Consider the following 20,735-nt stretch of genomic DNA (forward strand, 5'->3'; position numbering starts at 1 on the left):
GTTGTTCTCCGTGCGGTTCGTGGGACGCATCAGCTCATCACGGCGTTCTTGCGCGACTTGGGCATGTCGACAAAGTGGACGCTGCCCTGCGGCTTCTTGCCGAACAGCGAGCCGTCCGAAGTACCGCCCGAGCAGCCGTTGCCAAAGGTGAAGCCGCAGCTGGCCTTGTCATTGAAGCTGTCCTCGACCATCTCCTTGTGCGAGGACGGAATCACGAAGCGGTCCTCGTAGTTGGCGATGGCCATGGTCTGGTACATGTCCTCGACTTGGGCGGGCGTCAGGCCCACCTGCTCCAGCACACCCAGGTCCTGCACACCGTCCACCACCTGCGAGCGCTTGTAGGCGCGCATCGCCAGCATGCGGTCCAGCGCGGACAGCACCGGCATCACATCACCCGCGGTCAGCAGGTTGGCCAGGTACTTGACCGGGATGCGCAGGCTCTTTACGTCCGGGATCACGCCGTTCAGGCCCATGTGGCCGGCCTCGGCCGCCGACTGGATCGGCGACAGCGGCGGGATGTACCAGACCATCGGCAGGGTGCGGTACTCCGGGTGCAGCGGAAAGGCAACCTTCCACTCGCACGCCATCTTGTAGACCGGAGACTTGCGCGCGGCATCCAGCCAGCTTTGCGGAATGCCCTGGCGCAGCGCCTCGGCCTGCACCGCCGGGTCGTGCGGATCGAGGAAGACGTCGAGCTGCGACTGGTACAGGTCGCGCTCATCGGCCACCGATGCCGCCTGCTCGATGCGGTCGGCGTCGTACAGCATCACGCCGAGGTAGCGGATGCGGCCGACGCAGGTCTCGGAGCAGACCGTGGGCTGGCCGGCCTCGATGCGTGGATAGCAGAATAGGCATTTCTCGGCCTTGCCGCTCTGCCAGTTGAAGTAGATCTTCTTGTACGGGCAGCCCGAGATGCACATGCGCCAGCCGCGGCACTTGTCCTGGTCGACCAGCACGATGCCGTCGTCCTCGCGCTTGTAGATCGAGCCCGAGGGGCACGAGGCCACGCAGGCCGGGTTCAGGCAGTGCTCGCACAGGCGCGGCAGGTACATCATGAAGGTGTTCTCGAAGGTCGAGTACATCTCCTTCTGCACGTCGTCGAAGAGCTTGTCGCGCCCGCGCGAGCTGAATTCGCCGCCGAGGTCGTCTTCCCAGTTCGGGCCCCACTCGATCTTTTCCATCTTGCGGCCGGTCAGCACCGACACCGGGCGAGCGGTGGGCGGGGTCTGCACCAGCGGCGCCTTCTGCAGGTGCTCGTAGTCGTAGGTGAAGGGCTCGTAGTACTCGTCGATCTGCGGCAGGTTGGGGTTGGCGAACAGGTTCGCCAGGATCTTCAGCTTGCCGCCCTGGCGCGGCTCCAGCGTGCCGTCGGCGTTGCGCTTCCAGCCGCCCTGCCACTTGTCCTGGTTCTCCCATTCCTTGGGGTAGCCAATACCGGGCTTGGTCTCGACGTTGTTGAACCAGGCGTACTCGACGCCGTCGCGACTGGTCCAGACGTTCTTGCAGGTCACGGAGCAGGTATGGCAGCCGATGCACTTGTCGAGGTTCAGCACCATGGCCACCTGGGCACGGATCTTCATTGCGAGGCTCCTTCCTTAGTCTTTTCCACGAGCGGCCCTTCCAGCCAGTCGACCTTCTTCATCTTGCGCAGGATCACGAACTCGTCGCGGTTGCTGCCCACGGTGCCGTAGTAGTTGAAGCCGTAGGCCAGCTGCGCGTAGCCGCCGATCATGTGGGTGGGCTTGGTCACGGCGCGCGTGACCGAATTATGGATGCCGCCGCGCATGCCACTGGTTTCGGCGCCGGGCACGTTCACGATCTTTTCCTGGGCGTGGTACATCAGGCACATGCCCTTGGGCACGCGCTGCGACACCACCACGCGGGCGGTCAGCGTGCCGTTGACGTTGAACACTTCGACCCAGTCGTTGTCGCGGATGCCGTTGGCCTTGGCCTCCGTCTCCGAGATCCACACGTGCGGGCCGCCGCGCGACAGCGTCAGCATGCGCAGGTTGTCCGAGTAGGTGGAGTGGATGCCCCACTTCTGGTGCGGCGTGATCCAGTTCAGCACCAGCTCCGGATTGCCGTTGGGCTTCTTGCCCAGCATCGGCGCCACGGTCTTGGTGTCGATGGCCGGCTTGTACACGCACGCGCCTTCGCCGAAGTCCAGCATCCAGCGGTGGTCCTGCCAGAACTGCTGGCGGCCGGTCAGCGTGCGCCAGGGGATCAGCTCATGCACGTTGGTGTAGCCGGCGTTGTAGCTGACCTCTTCCGATTCCAGGCCCGACCAGGTCGGCGCGGAGATGATCTTGCGCGGCTGCGCCTGCACGTCGCGGAAGCGGATTTTGTCGTGCTCGCGGCCTTCGGCCAGGTGGGTGTGGTCGCGTCCGGTGATCTTCGACAGCGCTTCCCACGCCTTGACGGCGACATGGCCGTTGGTCTCGGGCGCGAAGGTCAGGATCATCTCGGCGGCGTCGATCGCGCTTTCCAGCCGCGGGCGGCCCTGGCTGACGCCTGGTTCCTTCACGGTGTGGCTGAGCTGGCCGATCTCCTTCACTTCATGCTGGGTGTTCCAGTTGATGCCCTTGCCGCCATTGCCGAGCTTGTCCAGCAGCGGCCCGATCGAGGTGAACTTCTTGTAGATGTCCGCATAGTTGCGTTCCACCACGGTCATCGACGGCGCGGTCTTGCCGGGGATCAGGTCGCATTCGCCGGCCTTCCAGTCCTTGGGCTCGAACGGCTGGCCCAGTTCGCCCGGGGTGTCGTGCAGCAGCGGCGTGCACACCAGGTCCTTGCGCGTGCCGAGGTAGGGCCCGGCGATCTCGCTGAACTTCTTCGCGATGGCCTTGTAGATCTCCCAGTCGGTCTTGCTTTCCCAAAGCGGCTGCACGGCTTCGGACAGCGGGTGGATGAACGGGTGCATGTCGGACGTGTTGAGGTCGTCCTTCTCGTACCAGGTCGCCGTCGGCAGCACGATGTCGCCATACAGGCAGGTGGTGCTCATGCGGAAGTCCAGCACGGTCAGCAGGTCCAGCTTGCCTTCGGCGGCCGGGCGTACGTTGACCTCGCTCGGCGTGATCGCATCGTTCTCGTCGCCGAATACGGCGTTCTGCGTGCCGAGCAGATACTTCAGGAAGTACTCATGGCCCTTGCCCGAGCTGCCCAGGATGTTCGAGCGCCACACGAACATATTGCGCGGGAAGTTGGCCGGGTTGTCGGGGTCGTCGCAGGCGAACTGCAGCTGGCCGGACTTGAGCTGTTCGACGGTGTAGGCCACCGGGTCCTGGCCGGCGCGCTCCGCCGCATCGACCACGTCGAGCGGATTGCTGCCGAGCTGCGGTGCCGACGGCAGCCAGCCCATGCGTTCGGAGCGGGCGTTCAGGTCCAGCAGCGAGAGGCCGTCGTAGCGCTTGCGGTCGGCGGTCGGCGACAGGATCTCGTCGACGCCCAGCTTCTCGTGGCGCCACTGGCTGGTGTGGTTGTAGAAGAACGAAGTGCCGTTCATCTGGCGCGGCGGGCGCGACCAGTCGAGGCCGAAGGCCAGCGGGGCCCAGCCAAACTGCGGGCGCAGCTTTTCCTGCCCGACGTAGTGGGCCCAGCCGCCGCCGCTCTTGCCGATGCAGCCGCACATCATCAGCAGGTTGATGATGCCGCGGTAGATCATGTCGTTGTGGTACCAGTGGTTGAGCGCGGCACCAACGATCACCATGCTCTTGCCTTGCGTGCGGTCGGCGTTGTCGGCGAACTCGCGCGCTACCTGCGTTACCAGGCGGGCCGGGACGGTGGTGTGCTTTTCCTGCCAGGCAGGGGTGTAGGGCACGTCATCGTCATAGGAAGCGGCAACGTTCGGGCCGCCGAGTCCCTGATCCACGCCGTAGTTGGCCATCTGCAGGTCGTATACGGTGGCCACCAGCGCGGTACTGCCGCCAGCCAGCGTCAGCCGGCGGGCCGGCACGCGGCGGCGCAGCAGCTCGTCGTGTTCGCCGCCGAAGTAGGGGAAGCCGACTTCGACCACTTCATCCTGCTGGCTGACCAGCGACAGGCGCGGATCGATCGTGCGGCCGCTGCCGCCATCCTTCATCTCCAGGTTCCAGCGGCCCACCTTCTCACCGCCGTTGTGCGCGGCTTCACCCCAGCGGAAGCCGATCGAGCCGTTGGGCGCGACGATCTCGCCGGTGGCGTCGTCAATCTGCAGGGTCTTCCACTCGGGATGGTTGGCTTCGCCGAGGTTATTGGCCAGGTGCGAGGCGCGCAGGAAGTGATCCGGCACCAGCGTGCCCTGGTTCTCACGCAGCAGCACCAGCATCGGCATGTCGGTGTACTGCTTCACGTAATCGCGGAAGTACGCGGACTTGCCGCTGGCGTGGAATTCCTTCAGCACGACGTGGCCCATGGCCATCGCCAGCGCGGCGTCGGTGCCTTGCTTCGGCGCGAGCCAGATGTCGCCGAACTTGACCATCTCGCCGAAGTCGGAAGAGACCGCCACGGTCTTGGTGCCCTTGTAGCGGACTTCGGTGTAGAAGTGTGCGTCCGGGGTGCGCGTCTGCGGCACGTTGGAGCCCCACACCATCAGGTAGGTGGAGTTGTACCAGTCGGCCGATTCCGGCACGTCGGTCTGTTCGCCCCAGACCTGGGGGCTGGCCGGCGGCAGGTCGCAGTACCAGTCATAGAAGGACAGGCAGGCGCCGCCCAGCAGGCTCAGATAGCGTGCGCCGGCGGCATAGGACACCATCGACATGGCGGGAATCGGCGAGAAGCCGATCACGCGGTCCGGGCCGAACTTCTTCACGGTGAAGGCATTGGCCGCCGCGATCATCTCGGTCGCCGTGTTCCAGTCCGCACGCACGAAGCCGCCCAGTCCGCGCACGCTTTTGTAGCGGGCGGCCTTGACCGGGTCCTGGCTGATCGATTCCCACGCGGCGACGGGGTCCATGGTCTTGCGGGCCTCGCGCCACATCTCCATCAGGCGGCCGCGGATCATTGGGTACTTGACGCGCTGCGCGGAGTAGACGTACCAGCTGTACGAGGCGCCGCGCGGGCAGCCGCGCGGCTCATGGTTGGGCAGGTCCGGGCGCGTGCGCGGATAGTCGGTCTGCTGGGTCTCCCACGTGATCAGGCCGTTCTTCACGTAGACCTTCCACGAGCAGGAGCCGGTGCAGTTCACGCCGTGGGTCGAGCGCACGATCTTGTCGTGCTGCCAGCGGCTGCGGTAGCCGTCTTCCCACTTGCGGTCCTCGTTCACCACCGCGCCGTGGCCGTCCGCATAGGTGGACTTGACGCGCGACATGAACTTCAGTCGATCCAGGAAATGACTCATTGCTTTGTTCTCCGCGAGTGCTTTGCTGCGGGCGCTCCGGTGGTTTCAGGCGCTTTGCAGGGACACCCTCAGCTTATGGGGGAGGCGGGCGGCAGCCAATTCGCTGGTGGAACAGCCGCCGCATGGCGATCGGGCTAGGTGCCGCGCGCGGGACTAGTTCGACAGAACTAGTCCGGCCGGCGAGACGGTCAGCAGGGCATGGGGGCGTTGCGGCGCGCGTAGTGCCACCACGTCACCAGCACGCAGCTGACGTAGAAGGCGATAAAGCAGTACAGCGCGGCATCCGGTGCGCCGGTTAGCTCCAGCGAGGTGCCGAAGCTCTTGGGGATAAAGAAGCCGCCGTACGCGCCGATCGCGCCTGAGAAGCCCAGTACCGCCGCGGATTCCTTGCCGGCCTCCTGCAGCGCTTGCCGCTGCGCGGCATCGCCCTTGCCTGCGGCAGCGCGCTGGCGCTCCGTCAGGAAGATCACGGGGATCATGCGGAAGGTCGAGCCATTGCCGATGCCGGTTAGCGCGAACAACGCGATGAAGGCGGCCAGGAAGAAGGTGAAGTTGCCGCCGGCGCCGTCATGCGGCAGCGTCGCCAGTACCGCGAATACTGCCGCGATCATGCCGACGAAGGTCCACAGCGTGACGCGCGCACCGCCGAGCTTGTCGGAGATCCAGCCGCCCACCGGCCGCGTCAGCGCGCCCACCAGTGGCCCCAGGAAGGCATAGGCGGTCGGGTTCACTCCGGGGAACTGCGACTTGGTCAGCAGCGCCAGCCCCGCCGAGAAGCCGATGAACGAGCCGAAGGTGCCCACGTACAGCCAGCACATCAGCCAGTTGTGCTTGCGCTTGAAGATCACGGCCTGCTCGGCAAACGAGGCCTTGGCGTCCGCGATGTCATGCATGCCGAACCACGCCGCCAGCGCCGAGACGATGATGAACGGCACCCAGATGAAGCCGGCGTTCTGCAGCCACAGGTCGCGCGTGACGCCATTGGCCTGGTACTGCTGCGGCTCGCCGCCAAGCGCGCCGAAGATGGCCACCGACACCACCAGCGGCGTGACGAACTGCACCACCGACACCCCCAGGTTGCCGATACCCGCATTCAGCCCGGTGGCAAGCCCCTTCTTCGCCTTGGGGAAGAAGAAGCTGATATTGGCCATCGACGAGCTGAAGTTGGCCCCGCCCAGCCCGCACAGCAGCGCCAGCACCAGCAGCGTCGGGTAGCCGGTGGACGGGTCGCGCAGCGCGAAGCCCATGCCCAGCGCCGGGATCAGCAGCAGCGCGGTGGAGATCGCGGTGAAGCGGCGCCCGCCGAACACCGGCACCAGGAACGAGTAGAAGATGCGCAGCGTGGCGCCGGACAGCGCCGGCAGCGCGGTCAGCCAGAACAGCTGGTTCTTGGTGAACTGGAAGCCGGCGCGGTCGAGGTTGACCGCGACCACGCTCCACAGCATCCAGACCACGAAGGCCAGCATCAGCGCCGGGATTGAGATCCACAGGTTGCGGTAGGCGATGCGTTCGCCCTGGGTTTGCCAGAAGGCCTTGTTCTCGGGCTCCCAGCGGGTGAGTACGGAAGATGACATGACAGTGTGCCTTGGTTGTTTGCGTGACGGGGGCCGTCAGGCGGCCTGGGTGAGGCCGACGGCCTGTTCTTTGTGCCGGCGCTCGCCGCGCTGGCTGTAGTGCATCCACACCAGGCTCACGCACACGGTGCCGTACATCAGCATGAAGCAGCTGCTGCGCACGCCGGTCAGGTCGGCCAGCATGCCGAACAGGATCGGCAGCACGAAGCCGCCCAGCCCGCCGGCCAGGCCCACCACGCCCGAGACCGCGCCGATGTTGTGCGTGAAGTCGTTGGAGATGAACTTGAAGACCGAGGCCTTGCCGATGGCAAAGGCGATGCCGACCACGAACAGCAGGAAGGTGAAGACGGTGGGCGTCAGCGCGATGCGGAAGGCCTGCGGGCCACTGATGGTCTGGATGATGAAATCCGTCTGCGGATAGCTCAGCAGGAAGAAGCCGACCCAGCTCACCCACATTACCCACCAGGTGGTGCGGTGCGCGCCGTAGCGGTCGGAGATCCAGCCGCCGATGGCGCGCAGCACGCCGCCGGGCAGCGAGAAGCAGGCAGCGAGGATGGCCGCGGTCTTGATGTCGAAGCCGTATTCGCCGATGTAGTACTTGGTCATCCACAGCGACAGGCCGACATAGCCGCCGAACACCACCGAGTAGTACTGCGAGTAGCGCCACACGCGCGGGTCGCGCATCACGGCGAGCTGCTCGCGCCAGCCGACGCTGGACTTGACCAGGTGCGCCGGGTTGCTGCGCGAGCACACCCAGAACAGCAGCGCGGTGACCAGCATCGCCACCGAATACACGCGCGGCACCACGGTCCAGGTGCCGGCGGCCAGGATCATCGCCGGCGCGACGAACTTGGTCAGCGCCGCGCCCGAGTTGCCGGCGCCGAAGATACCCATCGCCAGCCCCTGGCGCGAGCGCGGAAACCAGCGCGCCACATACGGCGTGCCGACCGAGAACGAGCCGCCCGCCAGGCCGACGAACAGGCCCAGCACCAGCAGCTGCCACAGCGTGTGCGCATACGAGATCAGCCAGATCGGGATCACCGTGGCCAGCATCAGCACGAAGAAGACGATACGGCCGCCGTAGCGGTCGGTCCAGATGCCCAGCGGCACGCGGATCAGCGAGCCGCTCAGCACGGGGGTTGCCGCCAGCAGCCCGAATTCGGTGTCGTTGAGGCCGAGTTCCTGCTTGAGCGGAATGCCGAGGACGGCGAACAGCATCCAGACGGCAAAGCAGATGGTGAAGGCGAAAGTGCTCGACGCCAGCGTGATTGCGGCACCGGGCGGTACGGGCTCGGGCGCGCGTGGTTGGGTGGCCATGGCCATGCTCCTGTGTCAACTTTGGCGGGGGTGATGCCAGAGTAGGGGCGGCCACTGGTGCTGCCTATTCGCCGGCAGCACAGCGCACACGGGTGCGCAGCCTGCCTTTGGAGGTAGTTCTACCGGCGGAGGTCTTCGGCGCGGCGGCGGTGCTATCGTGCAGTCAGCGTGAATGGCATCCGTTTGCGCACCTGCGGCAAGCCGTGCGCCGGATCAAGAAGCCGGCGCGCGCCGCATCACCTGATTCCCGTAGCCAGCCATGGACACCATCCCTATCCTCCCCGCGCGACGCTCGCCGCCCCCCGGCAAGGCACCCGCCGGGCCGCCGCCGCGCGGCTTTGCCTTGTTTGCGCTGGGTTTCCGGCCGTTCTACCTGGGCGGGGCGGTGTTCGCCGCGCTGGCCATCGCGGCGTGGTCGGCGATGCTGGCGGGCGTCGCCGCAGCCGGCCCGGCGCCGGTGATGCCGGCGATGTTCTGGCATGCGCACGAGATGGTGTTCGGCTTTGCCGCGGCCATCGTGGTGGGCTTCCTGTTCACCGCGGGGCGTGCCTGGACCGGTCAGCCGACGCCCACCGGCGCCGCGCTGGCCGCGCTCTTCCTGCTGTGGCTGGCCGGGCGCGTGGGCATGTGGGTGGCGCCGGGCACGGCGGCCTTCGTGATCGAGGGCGCGTTCCTGCCGCTGGCGGCGCTGGCCTTCACGCGCACGCTGGCCCGCGCCGGCAACCGCCGCAACTATCCGCTGGCCCTGGCGCTGTGGCTGCTGGCCACGGCCGATATCGCCAGCCTGTGGCTGCAGGCGCGCGGCCATGACGCCGGTGCGATGCTGGCCTGCCGCGCCGGCGTGGCGCTGGTCACGCTGTTCGTGGTGGTGATCGGCGGGCGCGTCATCCCGATGTTCACGACCAACGCGATCCCGGGGTTCCGCCTGCGCCAATACCGGCAGGTGGACCGCATGGTGGTGCCGGCCGCGGTGCTGGGACTGGCCGCAGGGCTGCTGCCCTTGCCGGGCTGGCTGGCGGCGGCACTGTCATTGCTGGCCGCGGCGGTGCTGGCCGTGCGCGTGGCTGGCTGGCGCAGCCATGCGGTGGGCAACCGGCCGATCCTGTGGGTGCTGCACCTGGCCTACGCGTGGCTGCCGGTGGCGCTGCTGCTGCAGGCGCTGGGTGCGCTGGGGCTGGTGATGGCGGGGCTGGCGACGCATGCATTCACGGTGGGCGTGCTCGGCGTGGCGATCATCGCCATGATCACGCGTACCGCACTGGGCCACACCGGCCGCATGCTGGTGGCCGGCCGCGCGGAAACCGCGGCGTACTGGCTGGTGGCTGCGGCAGCGGTGTTGCGCGTGTTCGGGCCAATGCTATGGCCGGCCGGGTATTTGCATTGGATCTGGGGGGCGGGCGCGTGCTGGGTAGCGGGGTTTGCTCTCTACGCGCTGACCTATGCATCGCGGCTTGCGCGCCCGCGGGTGGACGGCAAGCCGGGCTGAAGCGCGGGATCAGGGGCAGGCTTGCGCCACGGACACGGCGAACTGTTGTCCGATGCGGCGCTGGCGGTCTTTGGCATCGCCCTGCATTCCACCTGGGATATCAGCGCCGACCTGCGCGCCTTTGTGGATTTCCTGGCCGGGCGCTTCGGCGACAACCCGCCGTGGGAGCAACCCGACGGCGGGTGAGTCGGCCTGCGCTAGGCGGGCGGATGCACCGCCGCGCGTCGGTAGTCGCCCGGCGTCATGCCGGTCCAGCGGCGGAAGGCGCGGAAGAACGAGTTGGCATCGTCAAAGCCGAGCCGGAACGCGATTTCTCCCAGCGACATCGTGCCCCCGGCCAGGTAGCCGCCAGCCAGGTCGCGGCGCGCCTCCTCGCACAGCGTGCGAAAACTCGTGCCCGCTGCCATCAGCCGGCGCTGCAGCGTGCGCTCGCTGATGTCCAGGTGGCGTGCCACCGCGGCCAGGCTGAGGGCGCGCTCGCCGGCCAGCGCCTGCAGGGCCGCGCGCACATCGTCCAGCGAAGCGGACGCCGGCCGCGCTTCGCGCATGGCGTGGCCCGGGCCGGCCGGTCCGCTGCGCACGCGGGCAGCCAGGCGCAAGGCCAGGTCGCGGCGGCCGAACACGATGGCGTCTTCCGGCTCGCCAAAGCGCACCGGGCAGTCGAATGCCTCGGTATAGCGCAGGTGCCAGTCGGGCTGGCCGATGCGCAGCGACACCCGCAGCGGATGCAGCGGCTTGCGCGTGAACTGGCGCCCGAAGGCCAGCAGCGAGCACAGCTCCATGTCGATGCGCGGGCGGGTGTCGGGCGCCTCGGGGTCGCTCGGGCGGATGCAGACCCAGGCTTCGTCGCCCTGGCGGCGCAGTTCGATGCGGTCGCCGGCGAGCAGCTTCTGGTAGCGCGCGATGCGCCGCAGCGCGGTGCCCAGCGACGGCCCGGCCATGGCCGGCAGGCCCGCCAGCCCGAGCAGGTCGGTCTGCATCCGGCTGCCCAGCCATAGGCCGATGGTTGGATCGCCGGTGGCGCGGTAGACCGCGCAGAGCACGTGGCAGGCCTGTTGCGGGCCTGGCGCCGGCACGGCAGGCGTGAGGTCGCTGGGGTCGGAGTCGGAGTCGGATTCCGGGGCAGGCGCGAGTCCCGATACGTCGTAGCCGCCATCACGCAGTGCGTGCAGCAGGTCACGAGGCAACGGCCCGGCCTGGATAGGCTCTTGTTGTGTCATTGTCATTATCTGGCTGGCAAGTTGGCGCAAGTGCGCCAGAGCAGCCCCCGGTAACAACGAGATTACGCGGTGCCGGTGACCCCTTCAAGGGCATGCGGGGGGACGAAGTGTGGCCTGGGCAGCGCAACGGCGTGGTGGCGGCGGGCGGTGCCGTACCGTTGCCGGGTTCCGGGGCGCCTGCAACCCGTTGCCTAAAATTTGGGCGCTCCGGTGGGTTCCCGCACAGACCGGGGCTTTCGGGGAGGGTAGGGGGAGGATATCCACAGATTCTGTGGATATCACATGGAGGTTTTCAACATGGGTTTGTGCGGCTGCCGCAAGGCATCGGATACGGGGTATGCTGGGTAGTTTGAGCGCGCGGCATCTGCGCGGCCGGGCCTGCCCGCGCTGTCATCGTGTGGCATCCCTACAAGATTTGCCGCCATCGTGCCGCCAACGCCCGCTGTTGGGCCAATTTCGACTCTACCTGCCCGCCGCCATGCGCCATGACCGGTCGTCCGCAGTCCTGCCTCGCCTTGCCTTGTTGCCGATGCTTGCCGCCGCGCTGGCGCTGTCCGGCTGCGTGGCGCAATACCGGGTGCCCGCTGGCGCCCCGGCCGCCAGCGTGCGGCTGCTGACCAGCACCGACGACAACACTTCGTTCACCGTGGTCGATCCGGCCAAATGCCCGGTGCCCGCGCGGCCGCTGGTGCTGGCGGGAACCGGCAGGCAGTTGTCTGCGATGGGGCGGGACCGGAGCCTGGACATGGCCGGGCGCTCGCCCGAGCCGCCGGCGCGCACCCGCGAACGGCTTGTGGAGGCGGGCCGGCGTATCTACGTGGCGGTGACGTCGGCCGCGGTGCCGCCGCTGCCTGAGCTGCGTTGCGCGGCGGGCGTGTCATTCGTGCCGGCTGCCGGCGGCCAGTATGAGATCCGCTACCAGCGGGACGAAACCGCGAGCCAGTGCTCGGCGCAGGTATTGCGCATGCAGCCGCTGCCCGACGGCGGTGCGCGCCTGACGGCGGAGCCGACCCAGCAGGGCTTCAGGGCGCTGCGCAAGGACTATGTCTGCCAGGCGCAGTAGCGCGCGCCCGGCAGACCGATGGCACCATCGATTGAAGCGGGCGTTTGAGGCAGGCGCCCGCTGGCCGCGCAGGCGGCTTACTGCTCGATCAGGAAACGCTCCGGGCGCTTGCCCAGCCATGCCGGCGCACGGCCGCGGCCCGACCAGGTCTTGCCGGTCTTGGGGTCCATGTACTTCGGCGGCAAAGCGGATGCAGGCTTCTTGGCGCTCGAACCAGCCGGGCGGCCACGCTTGCGGCGGGGCAGGATGTCTTCGGCGGTCAGGCCGTATTCAGTCATCAGGTCCCGGATTTTGTCGATTACGCCGGCGACTTCCGTCGCACGCACTTCATTCAGCTTGGCTTCCAGCGCTTCCTTCTCAGCCAGGAGTTGCTTGTATGTCGCCATTTATATCCCCTTTCTGCAAATAGGCCGCTGCATGGTACTAGAAGTTGTGGTGTCGGTTCACCTAAAAAAATTTTACAAAAAATAACGGAGAATGCACGGACTGATTGTTTGCCGGCCTGAATTGACGGTTGCACAGCCCATGATGCAGCCGGTATTGGGCGGTTCATCGGCCGTTTTGCCTGCATTTAAGGACAATGAAAATACGCACGAGCCGAGACTTTAGCGCCTAGACTGCTTGTCTGCGCCCGGCGCAGCCCCCCTGACACGACTACCGGAGCCCCTGATGAGCCAGCAGATCTTTGTCAATTTGCCCGTCCGCGACCTGCAAAAGTCGATCGCTTTCTTTACGCAGTTGGGTTTTTCCTTCAATCCGCAATTTACCGACGACACTGCCACCTGCATGATCGTCGGTGACAACATTTTCGTGATGCTGCTGACGGAAGCCAAGTTCCGCAGCTTCTCGCCCAATGAAATCTGCGATGCACGGAAATCGACGGAGGTGCTGGTTTGCCTGTCGATGGAAACCCGTGCCCGCGTGGATGAAATGGTCAATGCCGCGGTCGCGGCGGGTGGCAATACTTACAAGCCGCCGATGGATTTGGGATTCATGTACGGGCATGGATTCCAGGATCCGGATGGCCATGTCTGGGAACTGGTGTACATGGATATGGCCGCAATGCAGGCCGGGCAATGAAGGCGATTTAGCGAAACCCCATTCACCATCCGCGGGAGCTTTCAGGCAAGCCACCAAAAAAAACAGCCCGGGAAAGCAGGAAGCCCGGGCTTGAAATCCACCTGGATCACGGTGGAGGAGACATCTGGTTGTCAGCGTCCCGGGCGTGGCGCCCGGGACGCGGCAGTAGGTTTCGGCAGGGTCAGATGGCCCAGCCCCCGGCATAGAACGCAGCCAGCATGACCGCGATGGCCACCGTGCCGACATTGAGCTTGCGCCATTCGCCAGCCACCACGCGGCCCACCACCAGGGTGCAGAAGCCCAGCATGATGCCGGTCACGATATTGCAGGTCAGCACGATGAACACGGCGCAGACCAGGCCTGCCATCGCGTCGACCATGTCGTCCATGTGCAGGCGGCTCACGCTCGACAGCATCAGCAGGCCCACGTACATCAGCGCGGGCGCGGTGGCGTACGACGGCACCAGCCCGGCCAGCGGCGAGAAGAACATCACCGCCACGAACAGCAGTCCCACCACCACCGCGGTCAGGCCGGTCTTGGCGCCGGCGGCCACGCCGACGGTCGACTCGATATAGGCCGCGGCCGGAGCACCGCCGAACATCGCCGAGAAGATCGAGCTGACCGAATCCGCGGTCAGCGCGCGCCCGCCGTTATGCATATGGCCGGCTGCGTTGAGCTGGCCGGCTTGTCCGGCGACAGCGCGGATCGTGCCGGTGGCGTCGAACACCGCGGTCATCACCAGTGCCAGCACGCTCGGCAGCACCGCGGCCGTCAGCGCGCCGCGCATGTCCATGGCGCCGATCAGCGATTCATGGCCGGGCGCGCTCAGCGACGGCAGCGCGAACACGCCGGTGAACTTCACCGCCGGGTCGAAGGCCAGGCCCAGGGCGGAGATCGCGATGATCACCAGCAGGATGCCGCCCGGCACCTTGCGGCGCTCCAGGCCGAAGATCGCGGCCAGGCCCAGCACCGACATCACCACCGGGAACGAGGTGATCTTGCCCAGCGACACTGGCAGGCCGGGGTGAGCGTTCTTGACCACCAGGCCGACTTCATTCGAGGCGATCAGCAGCAGGAACAGGCCGATGCCGATGCCGGTGCCGTGCGCCACGCCGGCGGGCAGGTTGCGCAGGATCCAGGAGCGCACGCCGGTGACGGAGATCGCGGTGAAGATCACGCCCATCAGGAACACGGCGCCGAGCGCGACCGCCGGCGACAGGCCCTGCCCCAGCACCAGCCCGAAGGCCATGAATGCGGTCAGCGAGATGGCGCAGCCGATGGCGATCGGCAGCTTGGCCCACAGGCCCATCAGCAGGGAGCCGAAGGCGGTGGTCAGGCACACCGCGACAAAGACCGCGCTGGTGTCAAAGCCGGCCTTGCCCAGCATGCCGGGCACGACAAAGACGGCGTAGACCATCGCCATAAAGGTGGTCACCCCGGCAATCACTTCCTTGCGCTGGGTGCTGCCGCGCGCGGTGATCTCGAAGAACGCGTCGAGCCGGCTCCGGACTTCGGGGACTTGGGGGCGTGCGGCATCGGCTTCCGTCGCGGGCGACGGATAGGGCTGTTCGATCATGATGAGCTGTCTCCTTGCGGGCGCTGCAACGTCCGTCGTACGGACTGTCGTCAGGCTTGTCTCACGTGGTTCTGGTCTGGGCTGGAGGCGCAAACCTGGCCAACCCGCTGTTATCGGTGTGCCGCTTGTCGGTGCCTCTGCGGGCGCGATCCGGGCAAGGCTGAAGGCTAGGTGACCACGCGCCATGCATCATCACCGGCAGACAATGCGCGGCATGTGCATCGAGGAATATCGAATGTGATGATTAATTTACTTCGATTGGCGGATTCGCATCAGGTGGCGCTTGCGGCAGGCGGCTATTATCACGCACTCCATATACGGCCTATAGGTACAGACCCGGATGATTCAGGCGCAACTTCTCTATACTAGGGATAACCCTGAACCGCCTCCCGATCCGGGCCGAATCACGGCTGGATGTGCTTCGTGAGGCGCACCAACTTCCATCCCAACCGGAAAGGATATTCGCCATGCAAGTACTCGCCGACACCCTCTATCGCCAGCCCGCCCAAGCCAAGGCATCGAAGCCCGCCGCCCAGCCGGCACGCGATGTTGCCTACTACGCCCGCGTGGGCGGTGGCCTATCGCTGGCCGCGCGGGTGCGCGCTTACTTTGCCCAGGGTTGGGCCCTGTACGCAGCCAATGCCCGCGAAGGCGCGCCGATCCGCTGGCTGTAAGCGGGCGCGCTGCCTCAGTACATGCCAGTGCGGGCCATGAACGCGTCCAGCGTCCAGCCGCGCCCGAGCAGCAGCATGCGCGTATGCAGGCCCTCACGCACGGGCGCATCGACGGCCTGGCCCAGCCAGGTCAGCGTCTTGTGGCGCAAGTCCACATAACCCATCGGGTGATCGGCGGCCAGCGCCTGCCATAGGGCGTTGGCACTGGCCGACTGGCGCGCCCCGCTCAGCAGGCACAGCCCGCCGTCCAGCGCCCAGCAGTACAGCGCTCTGGCCAGGCCGCGGCGCTGGTAAGCGAGCGCAAACTTTGTGTGCGGCGCCCGTACCCATGGGTCAGCGCGGCGGCCGACCTCGATCAGCCGGTTGAAGACCGTATAACCGGCCAGCCGGCGCTGCATCACATCTTCCACATACACGTAGTACTCGCCGTCGGCCTCGCGATAGCGCAGACGCAGGCCCGGCGCGCCCGCGGGCAGCGCCGGCATCGCATGCAGGCGGTCGCCGGGTTGGCCGATGCGGTCGTGCAGGGCACCCAGTTCGCGTTCGATATCGCCCGGCGCCAGCTCAACGTCGATGCGCAGCTCGAGCGCGCGCGGCAAAGCCGGCGCCGGCACGCGCAGGGCATGGAAATTCACCATGGCAAGACTCCGCCGGGGCTCAGGGATTGAGGATCAGGTAGAGGGCGGCAAGCGCCACCATGGCGCAGAAGGTATGGCGGTAGAGCGGGGACATGTCTGGCTTTCTCCTGGCTGCATGATCAAGCGGGTGCCGGATGGCATCCGCGACATGGGCCGTGCGGGAAAGCTCAGGACTGGAGGGTGGTGCCCCGAGCTGCCCGCACGGCCAGGAAAAGCACGGCGCGGCGGACCTGGGCGTACGCGTGGAAGCGGTCGGCCAGGTCGATGGCAACACCCGGGCGCTGCGCCGCGCGCACGCCTGCCGCCGGCAGGGCCGGGCGGTTCAGGGTGGCGAAGCGGGCAGTGCGAAGCATGGGTGTCGGGGCGCGAAAGCATCGGGGGAACATTGCTTATGCCACACTTCGTGCATAATGTCCAGCCAAGTCGCCAGCTTCCGCATTTAACTCCGTTCTACTTCGCAGTCTTTGTGGCTGCCGCTGACCTGCCGCCGACAGCTTTGGTCATCCTTCAATTGTGAACACTGTCTACATGTACTAGACTCGGAAGCATCGTTCGCCGGCCTTCTTGCAGGAGCCATGATGACGACTTCCCCCATTCCCGAAACCGATAGCGGCCCCGTCTGGCTGCTGGTGGCCACCACCAAGGGCGCCTGGTTCCTGACCAGCGACGCCGCCCGCCGCAGCTGGCTGATCGAGGGCCCGATGTTTCTCGGCCATACCATCCACCATATCGTGCAGGACCCGCGCGACCCGTCGCGCATGCTGATGGCGGCGCGCACCGGCCACCTGGGCCCGACCGTGTTCCGCTCCACCGACGGCGGCCGCAACTGGACCGAAGCCGCGCGCCCACCCGCCTTCGACGAGGCGCCGGAGGGCGAGGCCGGCCGCGTCGTCGACCACGTGTTCTGGCTCACGCCCGGCCATGCCAGCGAGCCCGGCACCTGGTACGCCGGCACCTCGCCGCAGGGGCTGTTCCGCAGCGCCGACCATGGCGCGACCTGGGAGCCGGTGTCCGGCTTCAACGACCACCCGAACTGGCGCACCTGGACCGGCGGCGAGCAGGACGGCACGCCCGACGGCCCCAAGATGCATTCCGTGCTGGTCGATCCGCGCGACGCGCGCCACCTGTATATCGGCATGTCCAGCGGCGGTGTGTTCGAGAGCACCGACGGCGGCGCGGACTGGAAGCCGCTGAACCGCGGCAGCCTTGCCACTTTCCTGCCCGATCCCAACCCCGAATACGGCCAGGACCCGCACTGCATGCTGCAGCATCCCGCCGATCCGGACATCCTGTACCAGCAGAACCACTGCGGCATCTATCGCATGGACCGCCGCGAAGGCGTGTGGAAACGCATTGGCGAAGCCATGCCGGCGGAGGTGGGCGATATCGGCTTCCCCATCGTCGCCCACCGCCGTGATCCGCGCACGGTGTGGGTATTTCCGATGGACGGCAGCGACGTCTGGCCGCGCGTCAGCCCGGGCGGCCGCCCCGCGGCCTATGTCACCCGCGATGCTGGCGAGACCTGGCAGCGCCAGGACCGCGGACTGCCCGCTGAACAAGGCTGGTTCACCGTCAAGCGCCAGGCCATGGCCACCGACGGCCACGCGCCGGTGGGCGTGTACTTCGGCACCACCGGTGGCGAGATCTGGGCCAGTGCCGATGAGGGCGAGGGCTGGCAATGCATCGCCCGCAACCTGCCGCAGGTCTACGCGGTCACCGTGGCGCGCCCTGCCTGAATGCCATCAGCCGACCGGAGAACTTCCATGCAGGTCCGTATCGCGACGCCGCTCTTCTCCTATACCGGACAGCGCGAATACGTCGAAGCCCGCGGCGCCAGCATTGCTGAACTGCTCGACGACCTCGACCGCCAGTTCCCCGGCATGCGCTTTCGCATCGTCGATGAGCAGGGCAAGCTGCGGCCGTATATCCGCGTCTTCGTCAATCGCACGCAGCTGATGCGGCTGGACGCGGCGTTGAAGGAAACCGACGAGGTGCATATCCTGCAGGCGCTGGCGGGCGGGTAAAGCCGATCGCCGGCGACGCGGCATCACGCAGCATCACGATGCCGCATCACGTCGGGCATCGAGCGATGCGCCTCATGCCCATCGCTGAGGACAGGCCATGCCGCTCTCAACTCCCAACGGCCCGCCGCCGATATCCAGTCATGAACCCTGCCGTCCGCCATCCGCCGCGGCCGCAGGCAGACGACAACGACGGCGGCAAACACCACACGCACGGCACGGGAGCAACGCATGAGCAGTTCCATGAGGGACATCGACGAACGGACCAACCTCACCAACAACAACCAGTTCGAGCTGCTGCTGTTCCGGCTTGGCGATGCCGAGCACTCCGGCCAGACGGAGCTGTTCGGGATCAATGTCTTCAAGGTGCGCGAGATCCTGGTGATGCCGCACGTGACGACCGTGGTGGGGGCCGATCCGTCGATCTTGGGCATGGCGGATATCCGCGGCCAGGTGATTCCGGTGATCGACCTGCCCAGGCTGGTCGGGTGCAAGCCGCGCAGCGGCCTGGGCATCCTGCTGGTGACGGAATATGCACGTTCGACGCAGGGCTTTGCGGTGGAAGCAGTGGAGGAAATCGTGCGCCTGGAGTGGAACCAGGTGCATTCGGCCGAGGCCAGCGTGCGGACCGGTCACGTCACCAGCATCGCCAAGCTGGACGGGGACACCGCGGGGAGCACGGACGCGTCGCGGCTGGTGCAGGTGCTGGACGTTGAGCAGATCCTGCGCGATGTGCTGCCGACGCGGCAGCCGGACGTGGACCCGGGCACGGTCGGCCCGCAGCTGAGCCTGCGCCCGGGCGCCAAGGTCATTGCCGCCGACGATTCGGCACTGGCGCGCGGCCTGATCGAGCAGGGGCTGAAGGCGCTGGGCGCGCCGGTGGTGATGACCAAGTCCGGCAAGGAGGCGTGGGAGCTGCTTGACCGCATCGCCGCCGAGGCGGCCAGCCATGGCAAGTCAGTGCAGGATGAGGTGGCGCTGGTGCTGACCGACCTGGAGATGCCGGAGATGGACGGTTTCACCCTGACCCGCAAGATCAAGGCGGATAGCCGGCTGAAGTCGCTGCCGGTGGTGATTCACTCGTCACTGTCGGGAGAGGCCAGCGAGGAGCATGTGCGCAAGGTGGGCGCGGACGCCTATGTGGCGAAGTTCGTGGCCAAGGAACTGGCTGACACCATCCGCGACGTGCTGACGCGCTGAGCGCCTGATGGCGGAAGAATCGCAACAGGCACAAAATTCAGACGCCCGCAACCATTCCCGTACCCCGGCGGGTTGCCTATAAAACGGGCACTCCAGTGAGTTCCAGCGCCGGCGCGCCCTTTGCGGTTGTCAAGAGGGGGGATATCCACTGAAGCTGTGGATAGTTCCTGTGGACAAGTCGGGCCTCCCGGCCGTGACTGACCGGGAGGCCCGGCGGCGGCCGGCGTGACCTCCACGCCTGGCCGCACTCCCTGGTGCTGGCGCTCCTCGCTCCCCCCTTATTTGGGTTGCTCCACCGTGCGCAGGTAGGGCTTCAGGGTCTTGAAGCCCTGCGGGTACTTCTTCTTGGCATCCTCGTCCGAGACCGAAGTCGGGATGATGACGTCCTCGCCCGGCTTCCAGTTCACCGGCGTGGCCACGGTGTGCTTGGCATTGAGCTGCAGCGAATCCAGCAGGCGCAGCACCTCGTCGAAATTGCGCCCGGCGCTCATCGGGTACACCAGCATGGCCTTGACCTTCTTGTCCGGGCCGATGATGAACACCGAGCGGATGGTGGCGTTGTCTACCGCCGTGCGCGGGCCGCTGCCGCTGGCCTCGGGGTGGATCATGTCGTAGAGCTTGGCCACGGTCAGGTCGGCGTCGCCGATCATCGGATAGTTGATCGCATGGCCTTGCGTTTCCTCGATGTCCTTGGCCCAGCGCTGGTGGTCGCCGACCGGGTCGATGCTCAGGCCGATGATCTTGGTATTGCGCTTGTCGAACTCGGGCTTGAGCCCGGCCATATAGCCCAGTTCGGTGGTGCACACCGGCGTGAAGTCCTTGGGATGCGAGAACAGGATGGCCCAGTTGTCGCCGATCCACTCATGGAAGCTGATCTTGCCTTCCGTGGTGTCGGCGGTGAAATCAGGGGCTTGCTCGCCCAGTCGAATCGCCATGGTTGCGCTCCTTGCAGTTGGCGTGGTTTGGAAACGCGCGTCGCGCGCACTGTTGCCCGCTATCTCGCTATCTCGTTCTTCGCCCGACCGCCGCCTAGCGGAAGACCAGCACCGGGATCGTGCTGTGGGTCAGGACCTTGTGGGTCTCGCTGCCGATCAGCAGCGCCTGCAGCCCGCGCTTGCCATGCGACGACATCACGATCAGGTCGCAGTCGCGCTGGTGTGCGCACTGGATGATGGCCTGCCAGGGATGGTCGTCGGTGGCGGTGACGGTCTCGCAGGCCACGCCGGCCTGCGCGGCGGCGTGGCTGAGCGTGGCCAGAAAGGTATCCGCGTGGCGCGCGGCCTCTGCGGCAAAGGTGTCCTTGGTGTCCTGCAGGCTGGTCAGCCGGTAGGTCAGTACGTGGTACTCGGGAATCACATGCAGCCCGGTCACGCGGGCGCCGATGCGGCTGGCGAAGGCCATGGCGCGGGCCGCCATCGCGTCGGCGCGTGCGGAGCCGTCGGTAGGCACAAGGAGGTGCTTGAACATGATGGGCCTCCGATTGCAGAAGATTGCCGCGTCCGCCTGGGCCCGTACCCCGTGCGCCCCGGGCGAGCCAATCCAGTATAGGAATTGAGTGGCATAAGCGACAGG

The 20,735-nt window shown here is 66.7% G+C and carries 19 protein-coding genes; 8 read left to right on the forward strand and 11 right to left on the reverse strand.

Annotated elements, in window-relative coordinates:
- Window positions 1-29: 29 nt before the first annotated feature.
- The 4 genes from narH to AC3WL8_RS04100 all read right to left on the reverse strand — a co-directional run bounded on the left by narH (window position 30) and on the right by AC3WL8_RS04100 (window position 8,205).
- The gene (narH, locus tag AC3WL8_RS04085; protein WP_013953857.1) at window positions 30-1,580 is read right to left on the reverse strand and encodes a nitrate reductase subunit beta; all 1,551 of its coding nucleotides are present in this window, start codon (window positions 1,578-1,580) and stop codon (window positions 30-32) included.
- Window positions 1,577-5,314, reverse strand: coding sequence for a nitrate reductase subunit alpha (locus tag AC3WL8_RS04090; protein ID WP_492377932.1), 3,738 nt, complete (start codon window positions 5,312-5,314; stop codon window positions 1,577-1,579). The genes narH and AC3WL8_RS04090 overlap by 4 nt, the downstream gene beginning before the upstream one ends.
- Before the next feature lie 188 nt (window positions 5,315-5,502).
- Window positions 5,503-6,888, reverse strand: coding sequence for a NarK family nitrate/nitrite MFS transporter (locus AC3WL8_RS04095; RefSeq protein ID WP_013953855.1), 1,386 nt, complete (start codon window positions 6,886-6,888; stop codon window positions 5,503-5,505).
- 36 nt (window positions 6,889-6,924) lie between these two features.
- The gene (locus AC3WL8_RS04100; RefSeq protein ID WP_013953854.1) at window positions 6,925-8,205 is read right to left on the reverse strand and encodes an MFS transporter; all 1,281 of its coding nucleotides are present in this window, start codon (window positions 8,203-8,205) and stop codon (window positions 6,925-6,927) included.
- A 259-nt stretch (window positions 8,206-8,464) separates the two neighbouring features.
- Between AC3WL8_RS04100 and AC3WL8_RS04105 the strand changes: the two genes are divergently transcribed.
- Both AC3WL8_RS04105 and AC3WL8_RS04110 read left to right on the forward strand, forming a co-directional pair.
- Window positions 8,465-9,691 (forward strand): NnrS family protein, encoded by a 1,227-nt coding sequence (locus AC3WL8_RS04105; protein ID WP_153954150.1) that lies wholly within the window; start codon window positions 8,465-8,467, stop codon window positions 9,689-9,691.
- 21 nt (window positions 9,692-9,712) lie between these two features.
- Entirely contained in the window at window positions 9,713-9,877 is a 165-nt protein-coding gene (locus AC3WL8_RS04110; protein WP_420872283.1) for a hypothetical protein, read from the forward strand.
- Window positions 9,878-9,888: 11 nt separating this feature from the next.
- Here AC3WL8_RS04110 and AC3WL8_RS04115 read toward each other — a convergent pair whose 3' ends face one another.
- Complete coding sequence (locus tag AC3WL8_RS04115) at window positions 9,889-10,911, reverse strand: AraC family transcriptional regulator (RefSeq protein WP_228772408.1); 1,023 nt, start codon at window positions 10,909-10,911, stop codon at window positions 9,889-9,891.
- Between the two features lie 445 nt (window positions 10,912-11,356).
- Here AC3WL8_RS04115 and AC3WL8_RS04120 point away from each other — a divergent pair, with 445 nt between their 5' ends.
- Entirely contained in the window at window positions 11,357-11,974 is a 618-nt protein-coding gene (locus tag AC3WL8_RS04120; RefSeq protein ID WP_228772409.1) for a hypothetical protein, read from the forward strand.
- A 77-nt stretch (window positions 11,975-12,051) separates the two neighbouring features.
- Here the strand turns inward: AC3WL8_RS04120 and AC3WL8_RS04125 are convergent, their stop codons facing one another.
- Window positions 12,052-12,360 carry an H-NS histone family protein gene (locus AC3WL8_RS04125; protein WP_010810880.1) on the reverse strand — a complete coding sequence of 103 codons (309 nt, stop codon included), beginning with the start codon at window positions 12,358-12,360 and terminating at the stop codon, window positions 12,052-12,054.
- Window positions 12,361-12,643: 283 nt separating this feature from the next.
- Between AC3WL8_RS04125 and AC3WL8_RS04130 the strand changes: the two genes are divergently transcribed.
- Window positions 12,644-13,054, forward strand: coding sequence for a VOC family protein (locus tag AC3WL8_RS04130; protein WP_013953848.1), 411 nt, complete (start codon window positions 12,644-12,646; stop codon window positions 13,052-13,054).
- A gap of 181 nt (window positions 13,055-13,235) precedes the next feature.
- On the opposite strand, the gene AC3WL8_RS04135 is transcribed toward AC3WL8_RS04130, so the two are convergent.
- A complete protein-coding gene (locus AC3WL8_RS04135) occupies window positions 13,236-14,630 on the reverse strand; it encodes an NCS2 family permease (RefSeq protein ID WP_013953847.1) in 1,395 nt (464 codons plus the stop codon).
- A 467-nt stretch (window positions 14,631-15,097) separates the two neighbouring features.
- Here AC3WL8_RS04135 and AC3WL8_RS04140 point away from each other — a divergent pair, with 467 nt between their 5' ends.
- Entirely contained in the window at window positions 15,098-15,304 is a 207-nt protein-coding gene (locus AC3WL8_RS04140; protein ID WP_013953846.1) for a hypothetical protein, read from the forward strand.
- 14 nt (window positions 15,305-15,318) lie between these two features.
- Here the strand turns inward: AC3WL8_RS04140 and AC3WL8_RS04145 are convergent, their stop codons facing one another.
- Both AC3WL8_RS04145 and AC3WL8_RS04150 read right to left on the reverse strand, forming a co-directional pair.
- Window positions 15,319-15,942, reverse strand: coding sequence for an N-acetyltransferase (locus AC3WL8_RS04145; protein WP_492377933.1), 624 nt, complete (start codon window positions 15,940-15,942; stop codon window positions 15,319-15,321).
- 167 nt (window positions 15,943-16,109) lie between these two features.
- Window positions 16,110-16,295 (reverse strand): hypothetical protein, encoded by a 186-nt coding sequence (locus tag AC3WL8_RS04150; protein ID WP_013953844.1) that lies wholly within the window; start codon window positions 16,293-16,295, stop codon window positions 16,110-16,112.
- 222 nt (window positions 16,296-16,517) lie between these two features.
- On the opposite strand from AC3WL8_RS04150, the gene AC3WL8_RS04155 reads away from it, so the two are divergent.
- From AC3WL8_RS04155 to AC3WL8_RS04165, 3 genes are all read left to right on the forward strand, one after another.
- Window positions 16,518-17,678, forward strand: coding sequence for a glycosyl hydrolase (locus AC3WL8_RS04155; RefSeq protein WP_492377934.1), 1,161 nt, complete (start codon window positions 16,518-16,520; stop codon window positions 17,676-17,678).
- 27 nt (window positions 17,679-17,705) lie between these two features.
- A complete protein-coding gene (locus AC3WL8_RS04160; protein ID WP_013953842.1) occupies window positions 17,706-17,966 on the forward strand; it encodes a MoaD/ThiS family protein in 261 nt (86 codons plus the stop codon).
- 228 nt (window positions 17,967-18,194) lie between these two features.
- Complete coding sequence (locus tag AC3WL8_RS04165) at window positions 18,195-19,163, forward strand: chemotaxis protein (RefSeq protein ID WP_492377935.1); 969 nt, start codon at window positions 18,195-18,197, stop codon at window positions 19,161-19,163.
- 278 nt (window positions 19,164-19,441) lie between these two features.
- Here the strand turns inward: AC3WL8_RS04165 and AC3WL8_RS04170 are convergent, their stop codons facing one another.
- Window positions 19,442-20,098, reverse strand: coding sequence for a peroxiredoxin (locus tag AC3WL8_RS04170; RefSeq protein WP_013953840.1), 657 nt, complete (start codon window positions 20,096-20,098; stop codon window positions 19,442-19,444).
- 94 nt (window positions 20,099-20,192) lie between these two features.
- Window positions 20,193-20,630: a universal stress protein gene (locus AC3WL8_RS04175; RefSeq protein ID WP_153954153.1), complete on the reverse strand. Its 438-nt coding sequence runs from the start codon at window positions 20,628-20,630 to the stop codon at window positions 20,193-20,195.
- Between the last annotated feature and the right edge of the window lie 105 nt (window positions 20,631-20,735).

It is taken from the genome of Cupriavidus sp. FW305-F7, assembly GCF_058782875.1.

Bases quoted from the DNA above. Each gene is read 5' to 3' on its own strand.
- AC3WL8_RS04150 (WP_013953844.1), bottom strand. From the start codon at position 16,295: ATGCTTCGCACTGCCCGCTTCGCCACCCTGAACCGCCCGGCCCTGCCG.
- AC3WL8_RS04145 (WP_492377933.1), bottom strand. From the start codon at position 15,942: ATGGTGAATTTCCATGCCCTGCGCGTGCCGGCGCCGGCTTTGCCGCGC.
- AC3WL8_RS04130 (WP_013953848.1), top strand. From the start codon at position 12,644: ATGAGCCAGCAGATCTTTGTCAATTTGCCCGTCCGCGACCTGCAAAAG.
- AC3WL8_RS04125 (WP_010810880.1), bottom strand. From the start codon at position 12,360: ATGGCGACATACAAGCAACTCCTGGCTGAGAAGGAAGCGCTGGAAGCC.
- AC3WL8_RS04165 (WP_492377935.1), top strand. From the start codon at position 18,195: ATGAGCAGTTCCATGAGGGACATCGACGAACGGACCAACCTCACCAAC.
- AC3WL8_RS04160 (WP_013953842.1), top strand. From the start codon at position 17,706: ATGCAGGTCCGTATCGCGACGCCGCTCTTCTCCTATACCGGACAGCGC.
- AC3WL8_RS04100 (WP_013953854.1), bottom strand. From the start codon at position 8,205: ATGGCCACCCAACCACGCGCGCCCGAGCCCGTACCGCCCGGTGCCGCA.
- AC3WL8_RS04155 (WP_492377934.1), top strand. From the start codon at position 16,518: ATGATGACGACTTCCCCCATTCCCGAAACCGATAGCGGCCCCGTCTGG.
- AC3WL8_RS04175 (WP_153954153.1), bottom strand. From the start codon at position 20,630: ATGTTCAAGCACCTCCTTGTGCCTACCGACGGCTCCGCACGCGCCGAC.
- AC3WL8_RS04170 (WP_013953840.1), bottom strand. From the start codon at position 20,098: ATGGCGATTCGACTGGGCGAGCAAGCCCCTGATTTCACCGCCGACACC.
- AC3WL8_RS04095 (WP_013953855.1), bottom strand. From the start codon at position 6,888: ATGTCATCTTCCGTACTCACCCGCTGGGAGCCCGAGAACAAGGCCTTC.
- AC3WL8_RS04090 (WP_492377932.1), bottom strand. From the start codon at position 5,314: ATGAGTCATTTCCTGGATCGACTGAAGTTCATGTCGCGCGTCAAGTCC.
- narH (WP_013953857.1), bottom strand. From the start codon at position 1,580: ATGAAGATCCGTGCCCAGGTGGCCATGGTGCTGAACCTCGACAAGTGC.
- AC3WL8_RS04140 (WP_013953846.1), top strand. From the start codon at position 15,098: ATGCAAGTACTCGCCGACACCCTCTATCGCCAGCCCGCCCAAGCCAAG.
- AC3WL8_RS04135 (WP_013953847.1), bottom strand. From the start codon at position 14,630: ATGATCGAACAGCCCTATCCGTCGCCCGCGACGGAAGCCGATGCCGCA.
- AC3WL8_RS04105 (WP_153954150.1), top strand. From the start codon at position 8,465: ATGGACACCATCCCTATCCTCCCCGCGCGACGCTCGCCGCCCCCCGGC.
- AC3WL8_RS04115 (WP_228772408.1), bottom strand. From the start codon at position 10,911: ATGACACAACAAGAGCCTATCCAGGCCGGGCCGTTGCCTCGTGACCTG.